The organism is Parashewanella tropica (genome assembly GCF_004358445.1).
In the GTDB taxonomy this organism is placed as follows: domain Bacteria; phylum Pseudomonadota; class Gammaproteobacteria; order Enterobacterales; family Shewanellaceae; genus Parashewanella; species Parashewanella tropica.
The window spans coordinates 2,984,562-3,007,689 of record NZ_CP037951.1 but is presented as its reverse complement, the minus strand read 5'-3'; the positions used below and the strand labels follow the sequence as shown (position 1 = coordinate 3,007,689).

17 protein-coding genes and 2 pseudogenes are annotated in these 23,128 nt (G+C 40.5%); 17 read left to right on the top strand and 2 right to left on the bottom strand.

Annotation, left to right across the window (positions count from 1 at the left end; genetic code table 11):
• Positions 1-199 precede the first annotated feature (199 nt).
• The 15 genes and pseudogenes from E2H97_RS13175 (at position 200) to rpoS (ending at position 16,448) form a co-directional block, all read left to right on the top strand.
• A complete protein-coding gene (locus E2H97_RS13175; protein WP_133407555.1) occupies positions 200-1,633 on the top strand; it encodes a sigma-54 dependent transcriptional regulator in 1,434 nt (477 codons plus the stop codon).
• A 176-nt stretch (positions 1,634-1,809) separates the two neighbouring features.
• On the top strand, positions 1,810-2,943 hold the full coding sequence (locus tag E2H97_RS13170) for a hypothetical protein (RefSeq protein WP_133407554.1): 1,134 nt from the start codon (positions 1,810-1,812) through the stop codon (positions 2,941-2,943).
• A 211-nt stretch (positions 2,944-3,154) separates the two neighbouring features.
• Positions 3,155-4,132 (top strand): annotated as a pseudogene (locus tag E2H97_RS13165) (sensor histidine kinase); the annotation flags it as partial.
• Between the two features lie 15 nt (positions 4,133-4,147).
• Positions 4,148-5,497, top strand: a complete 1,350-nt coding sequence (locus E2H97_RS13160; protein ID WP_133407552.1) for a sigma-54-dependent transcriptional regulator — start codon at positions 4,148-4,150, stop codon at positions 5,495-5,497.
• 209 nt (positions 5,498-5,706) lie between these two features.
• Positions 5,707-6,501, top strand: coding sequence for a hypothetical protein (locus E2H97_RS13155; protein WP_133407551.1), 795 nt, complete (start codon positions 5,707-5,709; stop codon positions 6,499-6,501).
• A 513-nt stretch (positions 6,502-7,014) separates the two neighbouring features.
• The gene (locus tag E2H97_RS13150; protein WP_133407550.1) at positions 7,015-8,646 is read left to right on the top strand and encodes a CTP synthase; all 1,632 of its coding nucleotides are present in this window, start codon (positions 7,015-7,017) and stop codon (positions 8,644-8,646) included.
• 159 nt (positions 8,647-8,805) lie between these two features.
• Positions 8,806-10,098 carry a phosphopyruvate hydratase gene (gene eno, locus E2H97_RS13145; RefSeq protein WP_133407549.1) on the top strand — a complete coding sequence of 431 codons (1,293 nt, stop codon included), beginning with the start codon at positions 8,806-8,808 and terminating at the stop codon, positions 10,096-10,098.
• A gap of 135 nt (positions 10,099-10,233) precedes the next feature.
• Positions 10,234-10,518 carry a cell division protein FtsB gene (gene ftsB / locus E2H97_RS13140; protein WP_133407548.1) on the top strand — a complete coding sequence of 95 codons (285 nt, stop codon included), beginning with the start codon at positions 10,234-10,236 and terminating at the stop codon, positions 10,516-10,518.
• Positions 10,519-10,535: 17 nt separating this feature from the next.
• Complete coding sequence (gene ispD / locus E2H97_RS13135; protein ID WP_133407547.1) at positions 10,536-11,240, top strand: 2-C-methyl-D-erythritol 4-phosphate cytidylyltransferase; 705 nt, start codon at positions 10,536-10,538, stop codon at positions 11,238-11,240.
• 4 nt (positions 11,241-11,244) lie between these two features.
• A complete protein-coding gene (gene ispF / locus E2H97_RS13130) occupies positions 11,245-11,724 on the top strand; it encodes a 2-C-methyl-D-erythritol 2,4-cyclodiphosphate synthase (protein ID WP_133407546.1) in 480 nt (159 codons plus the stop codon).
• Between the two features lie 47 nt (positions 11,725-11,771).
• Positions 11,772-12,752: pseudogene (gene truD / locus E2H97_RS13125) on the top strand (tRNA pseudouridine(13) synthase TruD); the annotation flags it as partial.
• Positions 12,753-12,848: 96 nt separating this feature from the next.
• A complete protein-coding gene (gene surE, locus E2H97_RS13120; RefSeq protein ID WP_133408651.1) occupies positions 12,849-13,589 on the top strand; it encodes a 5'/3'-nucleotidase SurE in 741 nt (246 codons plus the stop codon).
• A complete protein-coding gene (locus tag E2H97_RS13115) occupies positions 13,586-14,221 on the top strand; it encodes a protein-L-isoaspartate(D-aspartate) O-methyltransferase (protein ID WP_133407545.1) in 636 nt (211 codons plus the stop codon). The genes surE and E2H97_RS13115 overlap by 4 nt, the downstream gene beginning before the upstream one ends.
• Before the next feature lie 78 nt (positions 14,222-14,299).
• Positions 14,300-15,175 (top strand): peptidoglycan DD-metalloendopeptidase family protein, encoded by an 876-nt coding sequence (locus E2H97_RS13110; protein ID WP_246029002.1) that lies wholly within the window; start codon positions 14,300-14,302, stop codon positions 15,173-15,175.
• Positions 15,176-15,530: 355 nt separating this feature from the next.
• On the top strand, positions 15,531-16,448 hold the full coding sequence (gene rpoS / locus E2H97_RS13105; protein ID WP_246029093.1) for an RNA polymerase sigma factor RpoS: 918 nt from the start codon (positions 15,531-15,533) through the stop codon (positions 16,446-16,448).
• 75 nt (positions 16,449-16,523) lie between these two features.
• Here rpoS and E2H97_RS13100 read toward each other — a convergent pair whose 3' ends face one another.
• Positions 16,524-16,907 carry a hypothetical protein gene (locus E2H97_RS13100; protein ID WP_133407543.1) on the bottom strand — a complete coding sequence of 128 codons (384 nt, stop codon included), beginning with the start codon at positions 16,905-16,907 and terminating at the stop codon, positions 16,524-16,526.
• A 950-nt stretch (positions 16,908-17,857) separates the two neighbouring features.
• Here E2H97_RS13100 and E2H97_RS13095 point away from each other — a divergent pair.
• Positions 17,858-18,874: a hypothetical protein gene (locus E2H97_RS13095; protein WP_133407542.1), complete on the top strand. Its 1,017-nt coding sequence runs from the start codon at positions 17,858-17,860 to the stop codon at positions 18,872-18,874.
• Positions 18,875-19,311: 437 nt separating this feature from the next.
• Here E2H97_RS13095 and mutS read toward each other — a convergent pair whose 3' ends face one another.
• Positions 19,312-21,888, bottom strand: coding sequence for a DNA mismatch repair protein MutS (gene mutS / locus E2H97_RS13090; protein ID WP_133407541.1), 2,577 nt, complete (start codon positions 21,886-21,888; stop codon positions 19,312-19,314).
• A gap of 179 nt (positions 21,889-22,067) precedes the next feature.
• Between mutS and recA the strand changes: the two genes are divergently transcribed.
• Positions 22,068-23,126, top strand: coding sequence for a recombinase RecA (recA, locus tag E2H97_RS13085; RefSeq protein WP_133407540.1), 1,059 nt, complete (start codon positions 22,068-22,070; stop codon positions 23,124-23,126).
• The last annotated feature ends 2 nt before the right edge of the window (positions 23,127-23,128 follow it).

Below are 23,128 nucleotides of genomic sequence, written 5' to 3'. Positions count from 1 at the left end.
GTTTACCTTCGGGTAACATAAAATTAGCTAAAATGACACTGTAACTTACAAGCGAGTTTGACTAACATAGTTATTCAACTGACATTGTTGGCTAGCTCGACTAAACTGTAATATGACTTTTAGCCTAATTGGCATGGTATTTCCAAGCAATAAGTGATGGTTAGGTTTTTATAGTGATGATGCATTTACGGCCTTATTAATGATGCAAATTGATCAACGAATTTTACTTGTCGGTAATGACCTAGAACGATTTAATCGTCTAACTTGTGTATTAGAGTTCCTTGGAGAACAAGTCGAGCACATTAGCCTAGAACAACTTAGTGCAAGAACGGATGGTACTCGTTATCGGGCAATAGTTATTGAAGTAACGTCTAGCGAGCTTGAAGCTGTTCGTTCATTAATCAATGCGTTGCCATGGCAACCTTTCATTGCATTATCTCAAGATATTGACGTCGAAGCAGCAAACCTTATTGGTTCATTATCAGATACTCTGAGCTATCCACAATTAACAGAACTTTTGCACTTTTGCCAAGTCTTTGGGCAAGCGAAACGGGTAGAAGTACCTACCAGTGTAAACCAAACCAAACTGTTCAGAAGCCTTGTTGGTCGAAGTGAAGGTATTAATCAAGTACGACACATGATAAGCCAAGTGGCAGGTTCAGACGCTACAGTCTTGGTGCTAGGTGAGTCGGGCACAGGTAAAGAAGTCGTTGCACGTAATATTCATTACTTATCTGAGCGCCGAGATGGTCCGTTTATTCCTGTAAACTGTGGTGCTATACCACCAGAACTGCTTGAAAGTGAACTATTCGGTCACGAAAAGGGCTCTTTCACTGGCGCAATTACGGCTCGTAAAGGCCGTTTTGAGTTAGCTCAAGGTGGGACCCTGTTTTTAGATGAAATCGGTGATATGCCACTGCAAATGCAAGTGAAACTACTTCGCGTATTGCAAGAGCGTGTATTTGAACGTGTTGGTGGTTCGAAAACCCTTAAAGCCGATGTGCGTGTTGTTGCAGCAACTCACCGTGATCTTGAAGTGATGATCAAAGAAAATTCATTCCGTGAAGATTTGTATTATCGTCTCAATGTCTTTCCAATCGAAATGCCATCATTACAAGAGCGCAGTGAAGATATTCCTTTATTATTACAAGAGCTCGTTGCTCGAGTATTTAACGAAGGCCGTGGAAAGGTTCGCTTTACTCAAAGAGCCATTGATTCACTGAAAGAGCATGGCTGGTCGGGAAATGTTCGTGAGTTGTCGAATTTAGTTGAAAGGCTTACCATCCTTTATCCGGGCGGCTTAGTTGACGTTAACGATTTACCTCATAAGTACCGTCATATTGATGTTCCTGAATATCAAGTCGCCGTTAGTGAAGAACAAGCTGAGCGTGATGCACTAGCAGCTATCTTTACAGATGAAGAGCCAGTAGAAATACCTGATAATCGCTTCCCTAGTGAATTACCGCCGGAAGGGGTTAATCTTAAAGATTTATTGGCAGAGCTGGAAATTGATATGATCCGCCAAGCTTTAGAACAGCAAGATAACGTTGTAGCCAGAGCCGCAGAAATGCTGGGTATTCGACGTACTACCCTTGTAGAAAAAATGAAAAAGTACAGCTTATCTAAGGATTAACTTATTGCTCTCTGAGCAAACATAGTTCTCAATGTTTGCTCACTTCCTTTTATAACCTTCCAATGCTGCCCATGTAATCGGTATTAACACAAAATTAAAAACGCTTTATATTCACACATTCTTCGTTCGCTTAAATATACAATATCGGTCAAGCCAACACATTGTGAATTGCTAGAATGACAGCTGCATGTGCAGAAGTAAATCGGGTCAACGAGTTGTATAAACTTTCGTGGACCTTTCCTAAAGGTAAAGTCCCACCAATAAAACTTAGGGAATTTTCTGGCACTGTTAAAGTGCGGATAACTGAGGGAAGGTGTGAAAGTATTACTATTAGATACCAATACAGAACGACTCTGTTTCTCACTAGAGAGCTGATATTGTTTTTTGAAGGTTATCAAGCTGACTCGGTAGAAACGCTTAAAGTTGCAAGGGCTGTAGAGAATAAGTTTTTTACAGAAATCATACCGCCACCAATTAGCTCTATATGGAAAGATCATATCTTTTTAGAGTATGACAAAGGCCTAGAAGATACAGACTGGGTTATAGTATCAGGCAGTGCTCGATTTGATTTGCTCAAAGATGAGAGTTCAGACGAGCATACGGCTAAAAAACCTGACCCAATCCCTATTACTTCAGAAAAAACTCCTCAACCAGTGCTAAAAATAGAACCAATAGAATTACCTGTCATTGGCACATTACCTCGTTACGTAGAAATCTCCGAAAACGGTAAAGCTGGGGAAAAGGTACATTTACACGAACATAGGGATATGATTATTAGGTTAGGCTCTGAAGTAAGTAAAACCCATAGAAGCCTTTCGGGTCAAGCAAAAAAGAACCTGCTTTTATCTGAACTCGTTGTAATGAATCAGTTGCTAGTCGCTAGCACAAATGATGAGATAAGCTTTGGTCAGTGTTCAAGAGCCTTGGCTATCACTGATATGAAAATTCCAATACTTATCAACAATAAACCTTGTGGCTATTTCCTGTTTGAGAGTATGAGAAGAGGGAGCCAAATTGTTGTCTCTATGTTTTTACCAGAGGAAAAAACAAGGAAAATTTCGATAGAGTTAGAACCAACAGATGACTCGAGTGTTCTAGAAATGGAAGAGAAAATTAAAGCTGAAGTAAAGCTTAATCAAAGTAGGCTTGAAAGAGTCGAACGTACAACCTGCTTAAGAGCTCAAGTGTTGGAAAAACTATTGGAAGGCTGTGAAAGTGTGGGAGAAAATCAACAATCTACGCATTTCACTCGTGAAGATTTCGCAGACCCATTAAGCCCAGAACAAAAGGCATTCAAGAAAAAATACTAATCATATTTTAACCCCTGTTATTTCATAGAGCTGCAAAGGGTATACATACTCTTAGTTTAACAGTTGGCATACTAGCTGCTTTATTCACTCTAGAAACAGTTTTTTGACGGAGTGAATGGGTGAGCTACTCATTAAAAATAAAGGTGCTTGGTCGATTTGATGTAAATCGTCTTCACTCTGTCTTCTTGCTAGAAGCCATGAGTGAGGCCATTCAATGTCGAATGAAGTAGAACACATATTGCAGGCTATGCCATCAGGTATTGTCATTCTTGATGGCAACGGTGTAGTAACCAAAGCTAACCCTGTTGCAATTGAATTACTTGGTGAGCCCCTTGAGGGCCAACAATGGTTTACTATCATTCAACGCTCCTTTGCTCCTCAAGACGATGATGGTCATGAAGTCTCTCTCATTAATGGACGTCGAGTAAAGTTAGAAATCACACCTTTATCTCCAGAATCAGGACAGTTAATCGTTCTTACTGATCTCACGGAAACTCGTCAGCTGCAAAATAGCTTGGCTCATCTTCAGCGGCTATCTGCACTGGGTAAAATGGTGGCTAAATTAGCACATCAAGTACGCACGCCACTTTCAGCTGCTATGTTATATGCTTCAAACCTTGCCAACCCTAAACTTCCTCAAGCTAACAAAGATAAGTTTCAAGGAAAGTTAGTCGACCGGTTGAACCAACTTGAACGTCAAGTTAATGACATGCTGCTTATGGCAAGAGGGCGTCAAGAGCAAGAAGGGGAAGCCGTTGGGCTAAACCAGATAATGCGTGAAGTTGAAGCCGATTGTGAACCGATTGCGACTAAGCATCGTTGCCAACTTACATTCATTGATATGTCGTCTGCAAAGTTGATGGCGAACCAATCGGCGTTAGCTTCAGCTATCAATAACTTAGTTATGAACAGTATCGAAGCTAAAGCTTCAGAAATTATTGTAAAAGCCAGCGAACATCATCAAGAGTTATTTCTTGAAGTTATGGATAACGGCAAAGGGTTACCCGCCGAATTACATAGCAAAATTTTAGAACCCTTTTATACAACTAAGTCACAAGGAACAGGCTTGGGACTCGCTGTGGTGCAGTCAGTTGTTGGAAACCATGGTGGTCAATTAACCTTAAGTTGTGAAAAAGAGAAAGGTTGTCATTTTGTAATGCGATTCCCTGCTCTTGCCGCAGCGGCCTAATCCGGAGTAAGAATTATGTCTCAAGCCAAATTATTATTAGTCGAAGACGATGCGGATTTGCGTGAAGCGTTAGTTGATACTTTGACTCTAGCTCAATATGACTGCTTAGATGTAGCCTCGGCAGAAGATGCTATTTTGGCCTTAAAGAAGCAAAGCTTTGACATGGTAATCAGTGACGTTCAAATGGAAGGCATTGGTGGTTTAGGTCTGTTGAATTACGTAACTGCAAATCATCCTAAATTACCTATGCTGATGATGACTGCATTTGCAACGGTTGACGATGCAGTGAAGGCGATTAAGCAAGGCGCTGTCGATTACCTCGAAAAGCCCTTTGCGACCGAAGTATTATTAAATCAAGTATCACGCTACCTTCCTGATTCTACAGATGTAGATCAGCCAATCATTGAAGATGAAAAAAGCGTTAACTTATTTAACCTTGCGAAAAGGGTAGCGACCTCTGATGCATCTGTGATGATCCTTGGTCCTAGCGGTAGTGGTAAAGAAGTGATGGCGCGCTATGTTCATCAAAACAGTAATCGTAAAGACGCGCCATTTATAGCAATCAATTGTGCTGCTATTCCAGAAAACATGCTTGAAGCGACCTTATTCGGATACGAAAAAGGAGCGTTTACAGGCGCGCATCAAGCTTGTCCGGGTAAGTTTGAACAAGCACAAGGTGGTACGCTACTTCTAGATGAAATTTCCGAAATGGAATTGGGACTGCAAGCTAAACTACTTCGTGTGCTGCAAGAGAGAGAAGTTGAGCGTTTAGGTGGTCGTAAAACCATTAAATTAGACGTTAGGGTACTTGCTACGTCTAACCGTGACTTAAAAGCGTATGTTGATGAAGGGCAATTCCGAGAAGATTTGTATTATCGAATCAATGTCTTTCCTTTAGCATGGCCAGCTTTGTATCAACGTCCAGCCGATATTATTCCTCTTGCTAAGCATATGTTAAGTAAACATTGTGAAAAGCAGGGAATTATTGAAGTGCCGGAATTTGCCGATGCAGCAATGAGAAAACTCTTGCTACACCGTTGGCCGGGTAATGTTCGTGAATTGGATAATGTGATCCAAAGAGCCATTATTCTTCATCAAGGTGATCAAATTTCAGTAGACGACATCATTATTGATGCTAATGAAGTGCACGAACAAACAGCGAATGATGCTCTAGATACTCAACCTAAAGATGTTGAAACATTGGGTAACGACTTAAAAGCACAAGAACATGTGATCATTTTAGAAACACTAAATCAATACCAAGGTAGTCGAAAAATGGTGGCAGAAAAGCTTGGTATTAGCCCAAGAACCTTAAGATATAAAATCGCTAAAATGAAAGAATTGGGGATGCAAATACCTGCTTAAGCAGTGAATTAAGAACACATTAGATTTTGTTTATCTTGGTGTTACAAAACTATAAAACTGTTAAGGTCTACGAAATGCTTGCTTTAGGTGAACAAATTATGGAATTTGTTATTTCTCCAAGTATGGTTTTGCTCTATAAGTTATAGCCCTAATTGAGTGATAAGCTTGAACACTTGTTTATCGCTTTCATATCCAAATTAAGGTGATAAATGGCAGCATCACTTCCCATAGACTCTTTAAACTTGTCAGAAGTTAAAGATGCTCAGGCGTACAACGAGCTCGTAGTTGAGCTACTTAAATCTCATATTGCCTTGAAAAATGGAAAAACTGAATTAAGAAGTTGGCTCGTTTTGAATTCTAAAAGCGAACAATTCGAGGTGATGACTCAATTTCACAGTGAAATTTTTGATGACGAAGATAAACTGATTGATTTTTGTATCGTCGCCAATAACCACTTGAAAAAAGGTTTTAGCTTAAGAAAAATACCTAAAATATCGCATGGTGGGGAGGATTATAAAGTTTTTGTGGCTGAGCAAAATCACAACCCTCAGTTTGTATTTTATCATTCTCCATTGAAACAACCTAGCTTAGGTCAACAGCTAGAACAACCCATTAGTTTCCCCCTAGAATCTGCAAATGAATTACAGACGATTATTCGTGATGGAGCCTTTGGATATTCTCCTACTCCTTTAGTTGATTCGCCACAGAGTCGCTCAATGCTTGTATCAAGTATGGATAAGGCTGTTGCCAGAGCTAAAGTACTGCCTAAAGAACTCGAGTTGCGAGCTAAATATGAAACTGTGCATGATGCTATGGATGGAACGATTAAGCGTATTGAGGGGATATTGAAAGATCCAGATAGTAGCCGTGAAAAAAAGAGTAATTTACTGGCTATGCTCGAAGATAATAAATTTTTCGATGAAGAACAAATGAGTATTTTTAGGGAAATGTCACGATTACCCAGCATAAAACATCGAAATCCCCTACCCAAGATAAATTATTGAATTATTTCGATATGACCCATATTAGGTAAAATAAGCACCAAGCTTCGATTTATTTATTACCTTAAACCTAAAAACATCAGTTGAACGCTCGTTAGGTTAATATCAATCTGAGTTCAATATAATTTCAATGTTTTTATCATTCACCGAATGGGTGAAACGCTCTACGCTCACAAGCTTGCTAAAATGACCGCTAGCTATGTTGTAACTTTTGCAAGTAGAATAACTACTTGCTTCAAGCTACGCCTTGCTAACAGCCATTTTTCCTACGCCTGAGAACGTAGCCAACTGATGTTCTTAGGTTAAAAAACTCACTATCTTCAAAATTCTCAATTGTGCCATGTTCACGTTTTTGCTAGACTACTTCCCCGTCCTAGTGCTTTCTCATATCAATCCAATTTTCATCCACAAGCTTTAGCTTGTTGTTGCTGTTTGTGTTGCAAAACTTGAACAAATGGTGAGTTGTATTTGAATTGATGTAAGCGAATTTTCACTTTTTACTTTCTCAGGTTCAGCATGACTACAAGGTATATCTTCGTAACTGGTGGTGTAGTTTCATCATTAGGTAAAGGCATTGCAGCGGCGTCGTTAGCGGCGATTTTAGAAGCACGTGGTTTAGACGTTACCATTATGAAACTGGACCCATATATCAATGTCGATCCAGGCACTATGAGCCCGACGCAACACGGTGAAGTGTTCGTAACCGAAGACGGGGCGGAAACAGATTTAGATTTAGGTCACTATGAGCGTTTTATTCGCACCAAAATGACCAAGCGTAACAACTTCACCACAGGTCGTATTTACGAAGAAGTACTTCGTAAAGAGCGTCGTGGTGACTACCTAGGTGCAACCATTCAGGTTATTCCTCATATCACTAATGCCATTAAAGAGAAGGTGTTAGCGGGCGGTGAAGGTCATGATATTGCTATCGTTGAAATCGGCGGAACAGTAGGTGATATCGAATCTCTACCATTCCTTGAGTCGATTCGTCAGTTAGGTGTTTCTTTAGGTCGTGAGCGTACCTTGTTCATGCACTTAACTCTAGTGCCTTTCCTAGGTGCAGCGGGTGAAGTGAAAACTAAACCGACTCAGCATTCAGTAAAAGAACTTCGTTCAATCGGTATTGCACCAGATGTTCTTATCTGCCGTGGTGATCGCGCGATTCCAAGTAATGAAAAAGCAAAAATTTCTCTGTTCTGTAACGTAGAAGAGCGCGCTGTCATCTCACTTAAAGATGTTGATAGCATCTATAAAATCCCTGCACTACTTAAGTCTCAAGGTCTAGATGATTTAGTGACTAAGCGTTTTGGTATTGAATGCAAAGAAGCGGACTTAGTTGAGTGGGAAAATGTCATTTACCAAGAAGCCAACCCAACCGATGAAGTGACCATCGGTATGGTAGGTAAATACATTGAATTACCTGATGCGTACAAGTCAGTAAATGAAGCATTAAAGCACGCAGGGTTGAAAAATCGTTTATCTGTCAACATTAAGTATGTAGACTCTCAAACCGTTGAAGCAAAAGGAAATGAAGTACTAGAGGGTCTTGATGGTATCTTGATCCCTGGTGGCTTTGGTGAGCGTGGTGTTGAAGGTAAGATTCTTGCAGCAAAATATGCGCGTGAGAATAAAGTACCGTATTTTGGTATTTGTCTGGGTATGCAAGTAGCGCTTATTGAGTTCGCTCGTAACGTTGCCGGTATGAAAGGTGCGCATTCAAGTGAGTTTGACAAGCAGTCTCCTTTCCCAGTTGTGGGTTTGATCACGGAATGGATTGATAATGAAGGTAAGATAGAGCAACGTGATGAAGCCTCTGATTTAGGTGGCACTATGCGTCTAGGCGCACAGGTTTGTCATTTAAAGGCTGGAACCAAAGCGGCACAAGCTTACGGTTCTGAATCTTGCGTTGAACGTCATCGTCATCGCTATGAAGTAAACAATAACTTTGTTGATCAGCTAGAAAAGGCTGGTTTAGTATTCAGTGGTTTATCATCTGATCGTAAATTAGTTGAGATGATTGAAATTGCCGATCACCCATGGTTCGTAGCAGGTCAATTCCACCCAGAATTTACTTCAACTCCAAGAGATGGACATCCTTTGTTTGAAGGTTTTGTTGCTGCAGCAGCAGAATTTCAAAAAAACAGCTAAGGAAGTTTGTTCAGTTTTAGCCACTTCAATCACTAAAAATTGAAGTGGCAACTGTATTTTTTTGAAAATTTATACTAATTTGGTGCTTAATTACTCAATTGGTATAAGTTTTCATTTTTTATTTTAATTTACAACATAAATCTTATATCGAGGATAACAATGGCTAAGATTGTAAAAGTAATTGGTCGCGAGATCATGGACTCACGTGGTAATCCAACAGTAGAAGCAGAAGTACACTTAGAAGGTGGTTTTGTTGGAATGGCTGCTGCTCCATCTGGCGCATCAACTGGTAGCCGTGAAGCTCTAGAATTACGCGATGGCGATAAAGCACGTTACTTAGGTAAAGGTGTATTAACGGCTGTTGCAAACATCAATGGTCAAATTGCTGAAGCTCTAATTGGTAAAGATGCAACTGCACAAGCAGACATCGACCAAGTTATGATCGACCTTGATGGTACTGAAAACAAAGATAAGCTAGGTGCAAACGCGATTCTTGCTGTATCTCTTGCAAACGCTAAAGCAGCGGCAGCATTCAAAGCTATCCCACTATATGCTCACATTGCTGAACTAAACGGCACTGCGGGTCAGTACTCTATGCCTGTTCCAATGATGAACATCTTAAACGGTGGTGAGCACGCGGATAACAACGTTGATATCCAAGAGTTCATGGTTCAACCTGTTGGTGCGAAAAGCTTCCGTGAAGCGCTTCGCATGGGTGCTGAAATCTTCCATAGCCTTAAGAAAGTACTTAAAGGTAAAGGTCTTAACACTGCAGTAGGTGACGAAGGTGGTTTCGCGCCAAACCTAGCGTCTAACGCTGAAGCACTAGCCGTGATCAAAGAAGCAGTTGAAGCAGCAGGCTACGCACTAGGTACAGACGTAACTCTAGCACTAGACTGTGCAGCATCTGAGTTCTACAAAGACGGTAAGTACGACCTTTCTGGCGAAGGTAAGGTATTCGATTCAAACGGCTTCTCTGATTTCCTAAAAGAGCTAGCAACTGAATACCCAATCGTTTCTATCGAAGATGGTTTAGACGAGTCTGATTGGGACGGTTGGGCGTACCAAACTGAAATCATGGGCGACAAAGTTCAGCTAGTAGGTGACGATTTATTCGTAACTAACACTAAGATCTTAGCTCGTGGTATCGAGAACAAGATTGGTAACTCTATTCTAATCAAGTTCAACCAAATTGGTTCTCTAACTGAAACTCTTAACGCAATTCGCATGGCGAAAGAAGCTGGTTTCACTGCAGTTATCTCTCACCGCTCTGGTGAAACTGAAGATGCAACTATCGCTGATTTAGCGGTAGGTACTGCAGCAGGTCAAATCAAGACCGGTTCACTATGTCGTTCTGACCGTGTTGCTAAGTACAACCAGTTACTTCGTATCGAAGAGCAACTAGGTGACAAAGCGGTTTACCGTGGTCTAGCTGAAATCAACTGCAAGTAATTCTTGAGAAGAGAGGAAATATCTTCTGCTTGAGTTCAAAGCTTGATTGATGACTTCTAGTCACTCATAATTAGGAAAGTTTGAGGCCACCCAATAAGGTGGCCTCTATTTTTAATAATCAATCTATTTAACTCAATGAAATTATTTATTGCCAGTTTATGTGTGTTATTGATTTTGCTCCAATACCGTTTATGGTGGGGAGTGAATGGCTTGCATGAATATTTTTCCTTAGTAGAGCAGATTCATACACAGCAACAAAGTAACCAAAAGTTAGTTGAACGCAATAAAGTATTAAAAGAAGAAATTGCCAATTTACAAACGGGTACAGAAGCATTAGAAGAGCGAGCGAGAAACGAGCTCGGTCTTGTGAAAGAAGGCGAAACGTTCTATCGAGTTGTTCGAGGAAAGAAAAAGCCCTAATTGGAGAAGCCAAACGCGTGAGCGAACATATTGACCGTATCATAGCCATCATTCCTGCTGCTGGTGTCGGAAAACGCATGGGAGGAAACATTCCCAAGCAGTATCTTACGATTAAAGATCAAACCATTTTAAGTCACACTCTCAACGTCTTTTTATCTCATCCAAAAATCGAAACAGTGATAGTAGCTATCGGTGAAAATGATCTCTATTTCGATGAATTACCAGAAGCTAAACATCCTAAGTTAATTAAAGCTACTGGTGGAAAAGAACGTGCTGACTCGGTTCTCAATGCCCTAAATTGTGCCGCTAATAACGGATTATCTAAATCGTGGGTTTTGGTGCATGACGCCGCACGACCTTGCATCACAAATGGAGATATTGATAAGTTGCTGGCATCGAGAGCTCAGTTTCCACAAGGTGCTATTTTAGCTATGCCTGTCAGAGATACGATGAAGCGTTCAGATACCGATGGCAAGATTGAGCAGACGGTTTGCAGAGAGCAACTGTGGCACGCTATGACACCTCAAATGTTTCCGTTAGAGCCATTAAAAGAAAATTTAGAACAAGCACTGGCTAATAACGTATCGATCACTGATGAGGCTTCGGCTATGGAATGGGCTCATATCCAGCCAGGTTTAGTATCGGGGCGACCTGATAACATTAAAGTCACGCATACGGACGATTTACAGTTAGCTGAAATTTATTTAAAGAATATTGGGTAATCTTATGAAATTTCGCATTGGACATGGATTTGATGTACATAAATTCGGTTCTGATAAGCCATTAATTTTAGGCGGTGTCACTATTCCTTATGAGGTAGGTCTGATCGCTCACTCTGATGGTGATGTGGTATTGCATGCCATTAGTGATGCCATTTTAGGCTCTATGGCGCTAGGAGATATCGGCAAGCACTTTCCTGATACGGATGAAGCTTATTCTGGAGCAGATAGCCGTGTGCTATTAAGGCACTGTTATAAGCTGGCACAAGGTAAAGGCTTTCAAATTGGGAACCTTGATGTCACTGTGATTGCACAAGCACCGAAAATGCTGCCACATATTGAAGCAATCAGACAAATTCTTGCTCAGGACTTAGAAACGGATGTCGACAATATCAACGTTAAGGCGACTACAACCGAAAAATTAGGATTTACGGGGCGTAAAGAAGGCATTGCCGTAGAAGCAGTTGTATTGATGCAGTCAAAATAGTACCCAGAGGCAAAAGATAAACGCTAGTTAAGTATTTAGGTTTTAAGATGTTTGACGAATTACACTACCTACATGGTAAACCCTCAGCCACCGCCGATTTACGTACTCATAATGCTGACTTTAAAGTCGTAGAAATGATGCCCGTTCAACCATCTGGTGAAGGTGAGCATCACTGGCTTTATATCCGTAAAGAGGGGTTAAATACGCGTTTTGTCGCTGATAAATTAGCTCGGTTTGCCGGAGTACCAAGTAAAGATGTAACCTTTGCAGGGCAGAAAGATCGCAATGCTGTCACCGAGCAGTGGTTTGGTGTTCGTATACCGGGTAAAGAAACCCCAAACTGGGCGGAGTTAAATGATGATGAAATGCAAATATTACAAGCTCATCGCCATAGTAAAAAACTACGCTTAGGTACGCTGGCTGGTAATCGCTTTACGCTTGTTCTAAGAAATGTTTCTGACATCAATGAGCTACAAGAAAAAGTAGAAAAAATTAAAGCGTTTGGTGTTCCCAATTACTTTGGAGAGCAGCGCTTTGGACATGAAGGTAACAACATCAAACACGGTGTTGAAATGTTCAAAGGTCGCAAGGTTAAAGACAGAAGTAAGCGCAGTATGTATTTGTCTGCGGTTCGCTCCCATCTATTCAATCAAGTGGTTTCTCAAAGGCTACAAAGTCATCAATTAAAGCCAATAATCGGTGATTGTGTCTTACTTACTGGATCAAAAAGTTATTTCAGTGTCGAAGCGTGGGATGATGAAACAAAGCAACGTCTAGCCACCAATGACATTCAGCTTTCAATTCCGTTATGGGGAGCAGGTGAACTGAGTTCTCAAGCCGAAGCCCTACAGTTTGAAGCTCAAGCGCTTCAATCACATAGTGTGGAAAAGGCAGGACTTGAAGACGCTGGTCTAAAACAAGAGCGTCGAGCGTTTATCTTAAAAGCCGAAAACCTTTCTTATGAAGTTAAAGATGATACCTTCACTTTAAGCTTTTCGCTGCCTTCAGGCTGTTTTGCAACCTCTATTTTGAGGGAATTAGTTAATTACACTGACGTTCAGCAGCGTGTTTGGAAAGAAAAGCCCAAAGAAGAAGTGCTGCAAACTGAGAATAAGAAAAAATTCATTCTAGTCAGTAATGACGATGGTGTGTTAGCTCCTGGAATTAAAGCGCTTACTCAAGCTATGGCAACTATAGCCGATGTATTAACTGTTGGACCCGACCGAAATTGTTCCGGTGCTAGCAACTCATTAACCTTGACTAACCCTTTAAGGATTAATAAGTTAGATAATGGCTTCGTTTCAGTGAGTGGGACACCGACTGACTGTGTACACTTAGCTATCAGAGAGTTGTGTGAGCAAGAGCCATCGATTGTGGTTTCAGGTATTAATGCCGGAGCCAACATGGGAGATGACGTACTGTACTCAGGCACTGTTGCTGCAGCAATGGAAGGGCGGTTTTTAGGTTTACCTGCTATCGCTATCTCTTTGGTCGGAAAAAAACTAGAACACTATGAAACCGCTGCCCACTGGGCGGTGAAGTTAGTGCAAGGCTTACTTGAACATCCTTTAGAAAGGGATCAAATTTTAAATGTAAATGTACCTGATATTCCTTTAGAGCACATTAAAGGCATTAAAGTTACACATTTAGGTGCTAGGCATAAAGCTGAAGGGTTAGTGAGAACACAAGATCCATCAGGTAAAGAAATCTTCTGGTTAGGTCCTCCGGGGCAACAGCAAGATTCTGATGATGATACCGATTTTAATGCTGTAGCGAATGGCTTTGTTTCAATTACGCCATTAACAGTAGATTTAACGGCTTATAAGCAGTTACCCACTTTGAATGAATGGACTAAAAAATTATGACACAGGCTGTCAGCGCTGCGGCAATCAATTTATCACAACGTTTAGCTGAATTAGGGGTTAGTGATCATAAAGTGCTTCAAGTGGTAGCGAATACGCCACGTGAACACTTTTTGGATATGGCATTAGCCCATAAGGCTTATGAAAATACGGCGTTACCGATTGGCAGTGGTCAAACAATCTCACAGCCTTATATCGTTGCCAAAATGACGGAATTAGTCACTAGCCATCGTCCAAATAATATTCTAGAAATTGGTACAGGATCTGGTTATCAGACAGCTATTCTTGCTCAGATTGTTCCTCTAGTTTGCACCGTAGAGCGCATCAAAAGTCTACAAGTCCAAGCTCGTCAAAAGTTGAAGTGGCTGGACTTACATAATATCTCATTCAAGTACGGTGATGGCTGGAAAGGCTGGGTAAATAAAGGTCCATATGATGCGATATTGGTAACAGCTGCCCCAAGCCAGATCCCAGAGGCTTTATTACAACAACTAGCAGACGGTGGCAAATTAGTCATACCAGTAGGAGGTGAATCTCAGCAGTTGATGCGGATCACTAGGCAGGGAGATACGTTTAGCTCTGAAGTTATTGAACAGGTAAAATTTGTTCCCCTAGTCGATGGGGATTTAGCATAGAGCTTCTTTGACTAATTCTAATAGAATGGATATCAACAGCATGAGTCAGCAACAGTTAACAATACAAGGTGATAAGCAGTGAAGGCTGTCATCAAACTTGTGTTGCTGAGTGCAATTGTGCAGTTATTAGTGAGTTGTAGTTATCGAACAGAACAACCTGCTCCCGTTACTAGTTTAACTACATATAATACCGGTTATGAAAAAGGCAGCATCAAAGGTAGTCGCTATAAAGTGAAGCGAGGTGACACGCTTTACTCAATCGCATTTGGTGCTAATCGAGATTACAAACAGCTCGCTTATTGGAATAAATTACCTGCCCCATATACCATTTTTCCAGGACAAATATTGAAGTTAAATAAACCTTCAATTCCGAAAAAAAATTACAAAAACAAAGCTAAAACTACAAAAAAATCAGTAGTTAACTCTAAAAATCCTCCAAGAAACAAAACTGAAAAAAATAGTTCACAAAAAATACTTGATAAAAATAATCAAGCTGCATACTCTGTAAAAGTAGAACAACAAAAAAGTAACAAGCCATCCACTCAAAATAGTGTGGCTTCTCAAAAAATAAATTCTCAGAAGAAAGTTGAGCGCTGGGTATGGCCCTACAGAGGAAAAATCATCGCTCGCTTTTCAAGTAAAGCCCAGGGAAACAAAGGAGTTAAGTTTTCCGGCAGTCGCGGAGACCCAATAAAAGCGGCGGCAGATGGCAAAGTAGTTTACGCGGGAAATGCGCTTAGAGGTTACGGTAACTTAGTAATTATTAATCACAATAATAATTACTTAAGTGCTTATGCACATGCCGATAAAATCTTAGTAAAAGAAAAGCAACAAGTGAAAGCAGGACAAACTGTTGCGACAATGGGAAGCACTGGTACAAACCGCGTAATGCTGCACTTCGAGATTCGATACCACGGTAAATCAGTCAATCCATTGCAATATTTACCTAAGTAATTCACTTAGGAGCCGATTTGGCACTGGAGGACGAGCAAGCCTTAACATTATTGTCATTAGAGCGATATAGATTAAGGAATTGAAAAAGCTTGATTTACGATGAGTAAATTTAAGTAATATCAATTGGTAAGGATAGCCGTTAGCTACATTAGGGATGAAGTTGTAGTGAAGTAACAAGGAAGCATTTCCCCTTGTGTTGTACAAAACCCTCAATATCTAACATTTCCTTTCTAGTTTGAATTACTGACAGCTTTTACCGAGTAACACTATCTTAGTTCCGATTTGGGGGGAAGCCATTATGGGAAGTAGAAATAGTACCGCGGTTGTAAAAGAGTTAGCAGGCGTCACTGAAGAAATGGATTCCGATGTGAGCGTAGCTCAGCGTGAGCAAAAAGCTGACGAAATCATAGGGCAAGAGGATACACCAAGAAATCTTGATGCAACTCAATTGTATTTAGGTGAAATTGGTTTTTCACCGCTTCTCTCTGCTGAAGAAGAAGTCTTCTTTTCTCGAAAAGCACTTAATGGTTGTGAAAAATCTCGCAATCGTATGATCGAAAGTAATCTGCGTTTAGTGGTGAAAATCGCTCGTCGATATAATAATCGTGGCTTAGCTTTGTTAGACCTTATTGAAGAAGGTAATCTCGGTCTAATTAGAGCGGTAGAAAAATTCGACCCTGAACGTGGTTTCCGTTTTTCAACTTACGCGACTTGGTGGATTCGTCAAACCATTGAACGCGCCATCATGAACCAAACTCGTACTATTCGTTTACCCATTCATGTAGTTAAAGAGCTTAATGTTTATTTGCGTACAGCGAGAGAGCTAGCTCATAAATTGGATCATGAACCTACGGCTGAGGAAATCGCTGACAAATTAGGTGTTCCCAGTGCTGATGTGAGTAAGCTACTTAAACTCAACGAAAGGATCACTTCTGTTGATACTCCAATCGGCGGTGAGAATGATAAAGCGCTTCTCGATGTTATCCCCGCAGAAGATATGGTTGGTCCAGATCATAAGGTTCAATCTAAAGATATTTCTAACTCTGTTGTTAAGTGGCTGAATGAACTTAATAGTAAGCAACGTGAAGTGTTAGCAAGACGCTTTGGCTTATTGGGTTATGAGCCTTCAACCTTAGAAGATGTTGGTGCTGAGATTGGTTTGACTCGTGAGCGTGTAAGACAAATTCAAGTAGAGGCCTTAAAGCGGCTTAGAGATTTACTATCAGCTCAAGGTTTATCGGTTGAAGCACTATTTCAACAACCTAATTATTAATTTCTATTTTGTCCATGAGCCCTCATTTGAGGGCTTTTTGCTTTATGTATCTAAAAAATATCAAACCCTTAGAGCTTAAGTTAAATGCTTTGTGAGCTTATGTCGCCACTTCCACTCAAAAAATGCAAGTCCAGTAACATAAATTGACTCTGCGATAATAACTAACAGCCCGATATTGGTCATGTCAGTAAAGTGTGTTTTAACAATTAACATACAGCAAATTGCCCATAACGAATTACCCATTACCAGAGTGGTTACAGCTAGCAAAGAACGTGTTTTGTTTTGTGCTAGAAAAAGTGCGTATATAGCGTAAATGAGATTTACAATGGCTATGAGTAATATGATGCTTTTTGGTAAACCGTAAATGGTGACTAAAAATTGATGTAGGATGAGAGTGAGTGTTCCTGCTATAGCTGCTGAGAACCCATCAATCCAAAGTATCTTATTGTATCCTTTCATTTTTATTTTCCATGTTTTTTTCTTAGGGGGAGAGTTTTTACAAAACTCTAATAAACCTTGGTACTGCGTACCAAACCGCCCAAGGGGAAATTCTTCAGCAAATTTCCCCTTGGATCCCCTTGTGCCGCCCAGACGAAGCTGAGCGTTTCATATTTTATTGAATAAATGACTAACGCCTCTGCTGGTACATCCATGTACCCCAGAGTCTAGCCTGACATCCGTGTCAGGCTTACGCCATTTTGTATTCAATAAAACCTGAAACAGCTTCGATGGGGAAGAGGTCATCTCTCCGATTAGCTGTTATTGAAACTCACCTTTTGGTAATGTGTTATGTCCGAGAAGTCGGGCATTCAGTGGCTTTTTGATATAAGAATTTATTTGAAATTCTAGAAAGTCGTGGTGTTGCACACCACACCGCCAAAAGGGGAAGCCTCCAGCTGCTTCCCCTTTTGAATCCCCTGAGCCGCCCCAACGGAGTTAAGCGTTTCGGCAATGATTGAATAAATACCTAACGGTTCTGATGGTACATCCATGTACCCCAGAACCTAGCTCAACGTCCATGTTGAGCTTACAGCATTTTATATTCAATCATTACCTCAACAACTCCGAGGGGGAAATCATTTAGGCTGCAAGGATATTTGGAGCAGTTAATGCTTATTTATGCCCCCAATTTGTTGGAGTATTTACTTTGATTTTTGTTTTTAAGTACTCGGGATTTGTTAGTTTAATCTATGAACACTTAACTCATGAAAAGTATTGATTAATAGTAAAACAATAATCATAAATTTGTTTATAAAGTGCAGAATGAAAACATTTCATTTTGCTAGAATCTAAAATATACGATAGCATCAAAATTTGATTATAAAACATACTGTTATTGGCGAGTTTTACTTTGATAAATGACAGAGTAAATGCGAATTCGCAGAATTAAAATAAGCAGATATCGAGTTATGGGTATGATAAAGCACAAAATTGAGTCTACAGAAGCTTTTATAAAGCTTACAGAGAAAAAAGGTGGGATCTATATTACTGAAAAAGATGATATAGAATTTCACGTCATGTGTAGTATATCAATAAAAATTGAACATTTTAAAGATCTGACTTTATCAAACATTACGTTCGAAGATGACTTTATATTGCAAGGTGGTCGTATCGAAAATTGTGTGCAGATTGCAAAATGTACTTTTAAAAAACGATTTATTTTTGGAGTGGTTTGTGAGAAAGGTTTTTGGGCTAGGGGAGTTGTTTTCAACTCATATACAAGTTTCGTTAATGGTGTATTCAAAGAAAGTTTTCATTTGACTGGGGTTTCAAATTTTGGACCTTTGATTTTTACTCAAGGTAAATATGATAGCTTTGGCATATTTGAGTCAAATCTAAGCCATTATCTAGATTTTAGTAAAGCTGAAATTGAATATATTAATATCAAAAATGTTACATTTGAAAAAGCACTATCTTTCACAGATGTGCATATAAAAGCTGGCGCTAGAGAGGCAATGCGAATCTTAAAGGATCAAGCGCACAAATATAATGATAAAATTGCTGCTGTAGATTTTTATCAAAAAGAAATGATTGCGCTAGAATCTGAACTCTGTTCAAGTAAAGGAAAATACTCAGAGCTTTTTGTTATATTCATGAATAGGATTTCTAATAATCATGGATTAAGTTGGCTACGAGCAATATGCTTTACACTGTTATCAGGCTTTATCTTTTTTACATTATTCCTACTTTGCCTTGATGAGCCATATTATTCATTCGAATGGAAAGGTATAGAACAATTCATAGAAGTTCATTCGATGACGTTCAGGTATTTTATTGAGTTTATAAATCCAGCACACAAAATTTCTTATATGGATAATTTTTCTCCAAGTGGTTGGAGTTTTATTTTCGATCTTCTCGGCAGAATATCAATAGGATATGGGGTTTACCAAGCTCTTACATCATTTCGTAAGTATGGTTTCAAATAAAAAAAGTATTTAATAGGAAAATTAATAAAGGTACAGTTCTTCTATTTTAGTAGATATATACTTATCTTCATGAGTTAGTAAATTAGGTTTCAAATGCAGAAATATACTAAAATGGTGAAATGCTAAAGTCTCAATCCCCTCAAATCGAAGAGATACCCTTAGTCCCCTTGAAGCTGTTGAAGTGATAATTGAATATCAAAATGGCGTAACCTCGACATGGATGTCGAGGTAGGCTCTGGGGTACATGGATGTACCATCAGAGGCGTTAGCCATTTATTCAATTATCACTGAAACGTTTAGCTTCGTGGGGCGGCACGGGGAGATGGAAGAGGGGGATTGCTGGTGATCCCCCTTTTTCACGGGTGTGGGTGGTAAACTCACGACTTTCTAGAGTTTCGAAGAAACTCTTTCTACGAAATCGGCTGGTAAGCCAAAACTTACGAAATAACCTTTTTCAACCGATAAACAAACTCCAATGCCTGTTTAGGCGTTAAATCGTCGGGGCAAACCTGATTAAGTAACGCCTCAATTTCTTCTAATTCAGGCGAAATACCAGCGTTAAAACTTAAATTCAAATCTTGTTGAGTCGGCGAAGTCACATCGTGATCACGGCTTTCCAGCAAGTGTAACTTCTGCTTAGCAGCTTTGATCACATGATTAGGCACACCTGCTAAAGCTGCAACTTGTAGACCATAACTCTTACTCGCTGCGCCTTCTTGTACGGCATGCATAAAGGCGATGGTGTCACCATGCTCTACAGCATCTAGGTGAACATTCGCTACAGAAGAAAGTGTTTCAGGTAACTGAGTTAATTCAAAGTAATGGGTAGCAAAAAGCGTTAACGCTTGTAGTTTAGTGGCAAGATATTCAGCGGCTGCCCAAGCGAGGGATAGACCATCATAGGTTGAGGTTCCACGGCCAATTTCATCCATCAATACCAAAGAGTTTTGCGTGGCATTATGAAGAATGTTGGCGGTTTCGGTCATTTCTACCATAAAGGTTGAACGACCTGAGGCGAGATCGTCTGATGCTCCAATACGAGTAAAGATGCGATCAATCGGTCCAATAACCGCTTTTTCAGCTGGAACAAAACAACCAATATGAGCCATTAAAGTGATTAATGCCGTTTGGCGCATATAAGTTGATTTACCGCCCATGTTTGGACCTGTGACCATCAACATACGGCGCTGGTTGTTTAGCTCAACAGGATTAGCGATAAAAGGGACATCACTGACATACTCAACCACAGGGTGACGCCCTGCATCAATATGAATACCAGTAACGCTTGTAAGTTCTGGGCAAGTGTAATTTTGCATTTCAGCACGCTCAGCAAAACAACTTAGCACATCAAGCTCAGCAGCGGATTTAGCAAACTGCTGTAAAGGTGCCAGTTGTGGCATCAGCAAATCAAATAGTTGTTCCCATAACTGTTTTTCAAGTGCAAGCGCTTTTCCTTGGCTAGAAAGGACTTTTTCTTCGTGCTCTTTCAGCTCAGGAGTAATGTATCTTTCAGTATTTTTAAGGGTTTGTCTGCGTTGATAAGACAGCGGAACATTGGCTGACTGGGCTTTACTCACTTCAATGTAATAGCCATGCACACGGTTGTAGCCCACTTTTAGGGTTGGAATACCGGTTTGCTCGCGTTCACGAAGTTCCATTTGTTCTAGGTAACTCGTAGCACCATCACTCAGTTGACGCCACTCATCAAGCTCTGCGTTATAGCCTTCTTTGATGACGCCACCATCGCGGATCAGCATTGGCGGGTTATCTACAATGGCGTTTTGCAGTAACTCTAGTTCTGCTGGAAACTCGCCCAATAGTCGAGTTAATAGTTGTAGATGCGCTGACTCTGCATCTGACATCAAATTTTGAATTTCAGGTAACACTTCCAGTGCTTGGCGAAGTCGTGCAAAATCTCTTGGTCTTGCGGTTCGAAGTGCTAATCTGGCAATGATTCGTTCAACATCCCCTAACCCTTTTAGAAAGTCGTGTAGCTCATCATATAAATTGGCATCGATTAGTTCGGATACGGCTTGGTGACGAGCTTGAATGTGAGCATGATTGGTCAATGGCTGGTGGATCCAGCGTTGCAACATTCGACTGCCCATCGGCGTAGCCGTACTGTCGAGCACTGACGCTAAGGTATTATCAAACCCACCTGATAGGTTTTGAGTCAGTTCTAAGTTTTTACGAGTAGCTGCATCCAGTACAATACTGTCGTTTTGATTAAAACGAGTAATGGCATTAATGTGGGGCAGGGCGGCACGTTGAGTGTCTTTAACATACTGCATCAAACAACCTGCGGCTTGTAATGATAATCGGGCATCGCCAATGCCAAAGCCACGCAGATCTTTAGTACCAAATTGTTCAAGCAGCATTTTCATGCCAGTGTCGTAATCAAATTCCCATTCTGGGCGACGACGGCTACCTTTAATTGAGCCAATTAAGGTCAACTCTGAGAAATCTTCGCTATACAGTAATTCAGCAGGATTAGTACGTTGTAGCTCAGCTTCTAACGCTTCTAATGAGTTGAGTTCGCTAACGACAAATCGACCTGAAGCAACATCTAATGTGGCGTAACCGAATAGATTTTGTCGACCATAAACCGCAGCTAATAAGTTATCTTTGTGCTCTTGTAGCAAAGCTTCATCAGTAAGAGTGCCCGGAGTGATAATACGTACTACTTTACGCTCAACAGGACCTTTTGATGTCGCTGGATCGCCCACTTGCTCACAGATTGCAGCAGATTCACCTAATTGAACTAATTTTGCCAGATAGCCCTCAACTGAATGATAAGGTATACCTGCCATTGGGATAGGATTGCCACCGCTTTTGCCGCGTGCAGTAAGTGAAATCCCCAATAACTCAGCGGCACGTTTAGCGTCATCATAAAAAAGTTCGTAAAAATCCCCCATTCGATAAAACAGCAACATATCAGCATGTTGAGCTTTCATCGTAAGGTATTGACGCATCATTGGCGTGTGGCTGTCTAAGTTTGCTAGTTCGGCATTCATGGGAAAGAGAAAAGCCCTATCTCAATAAAAATCTTTGACGGCTATATTAGCAAGAATTAAATTCGTGATCCGATAAGAAGTTAAAAATTATTTTCAATAACACTTGATACTGTATGATTGTACAGTATACTAACTGACAATTAAATCGAATTGAGTTACATATCCACGAGGGAACAACAATGGCAGCAGATGCAAACAAAGAAAAAGCACTGAGCGCAGTATTGGGACAAATTGAAAAGCAATTTGGTAAAGGTTCTATCATGCGTTTGGGCGAAGACCGCTCAATGGATGTAGAAACCATTTCTACTGGTTCGCTGTCATTGGATGCCGCATTGGGTGCGGGTGGTTTACCAATGGGACGTATCGTTGAGATCTACGGTCCTGAATCTTCTGGTAAAACGACTTTGACCCTTGAAGTTATCGCAGCAGCGCAAAAACAAGGTAAGACCTGTGCCTTTATTGATGCCGAGCACGCGCTTGATCCTGGTTACGCTAAAAACCTAGGCGTAGATATTGATAACCTACTGTGTTCACAACCAGATACTGGTGAGCAAGCACTTGAAATTTGTGATGCATTAACTCGCTCTGGTGCGGTAGATGTCATCATTGTTGACTCGGTTGCGGCTCTTACTCCAAAAGCTGAAATTGAAGGCGAAATCGGTGATTCACACATGGGCTTAGCGGCTCGTATGATGAGCCAAGCTATGCGTAAGCTTGCGGGTAACCTAAAGCAGTCTAACACGTTACTTATCTTCATTAACCAGATCCGTATGAAGATTGGTGTAATGTTTGGTAACCCAGAAACCACAACTGGTGGTAACGCACTTAAATTCTACGCTTCTGTTCGTTTAGATATCCGTCGTACTGGTGCGATTAAAGAAGGCGACCAAGTTGTTGGTAACGAAACCCGCGTTAAAGTGGTTAAGAACAAGATTGCCGCACCATTTAAGCAAGCTGATTTCCAAATCCTTTATGGACAAGGTATCAACAGCAATGGTGAGTTAGTTGACCTAGGTGTTCAACATAAGATCATCGAAAAGGCTGGCGCTTGGTACAGTTATAAAGGTGACAAGATTGGTCAAGGTCGTGCAAATGCAGGTAAGTTTATGATTGAAAACCCTGCTGTTGCACAAGAGATCGATCAGCAACTTCGTGCTCTTCTTCTAGGTAAAGCAGAAGCTAATCAAGCTGCTGAAGGTGAAGAAAACGTTGATTTAGAAACTGGCGAAGTATTCTAAAC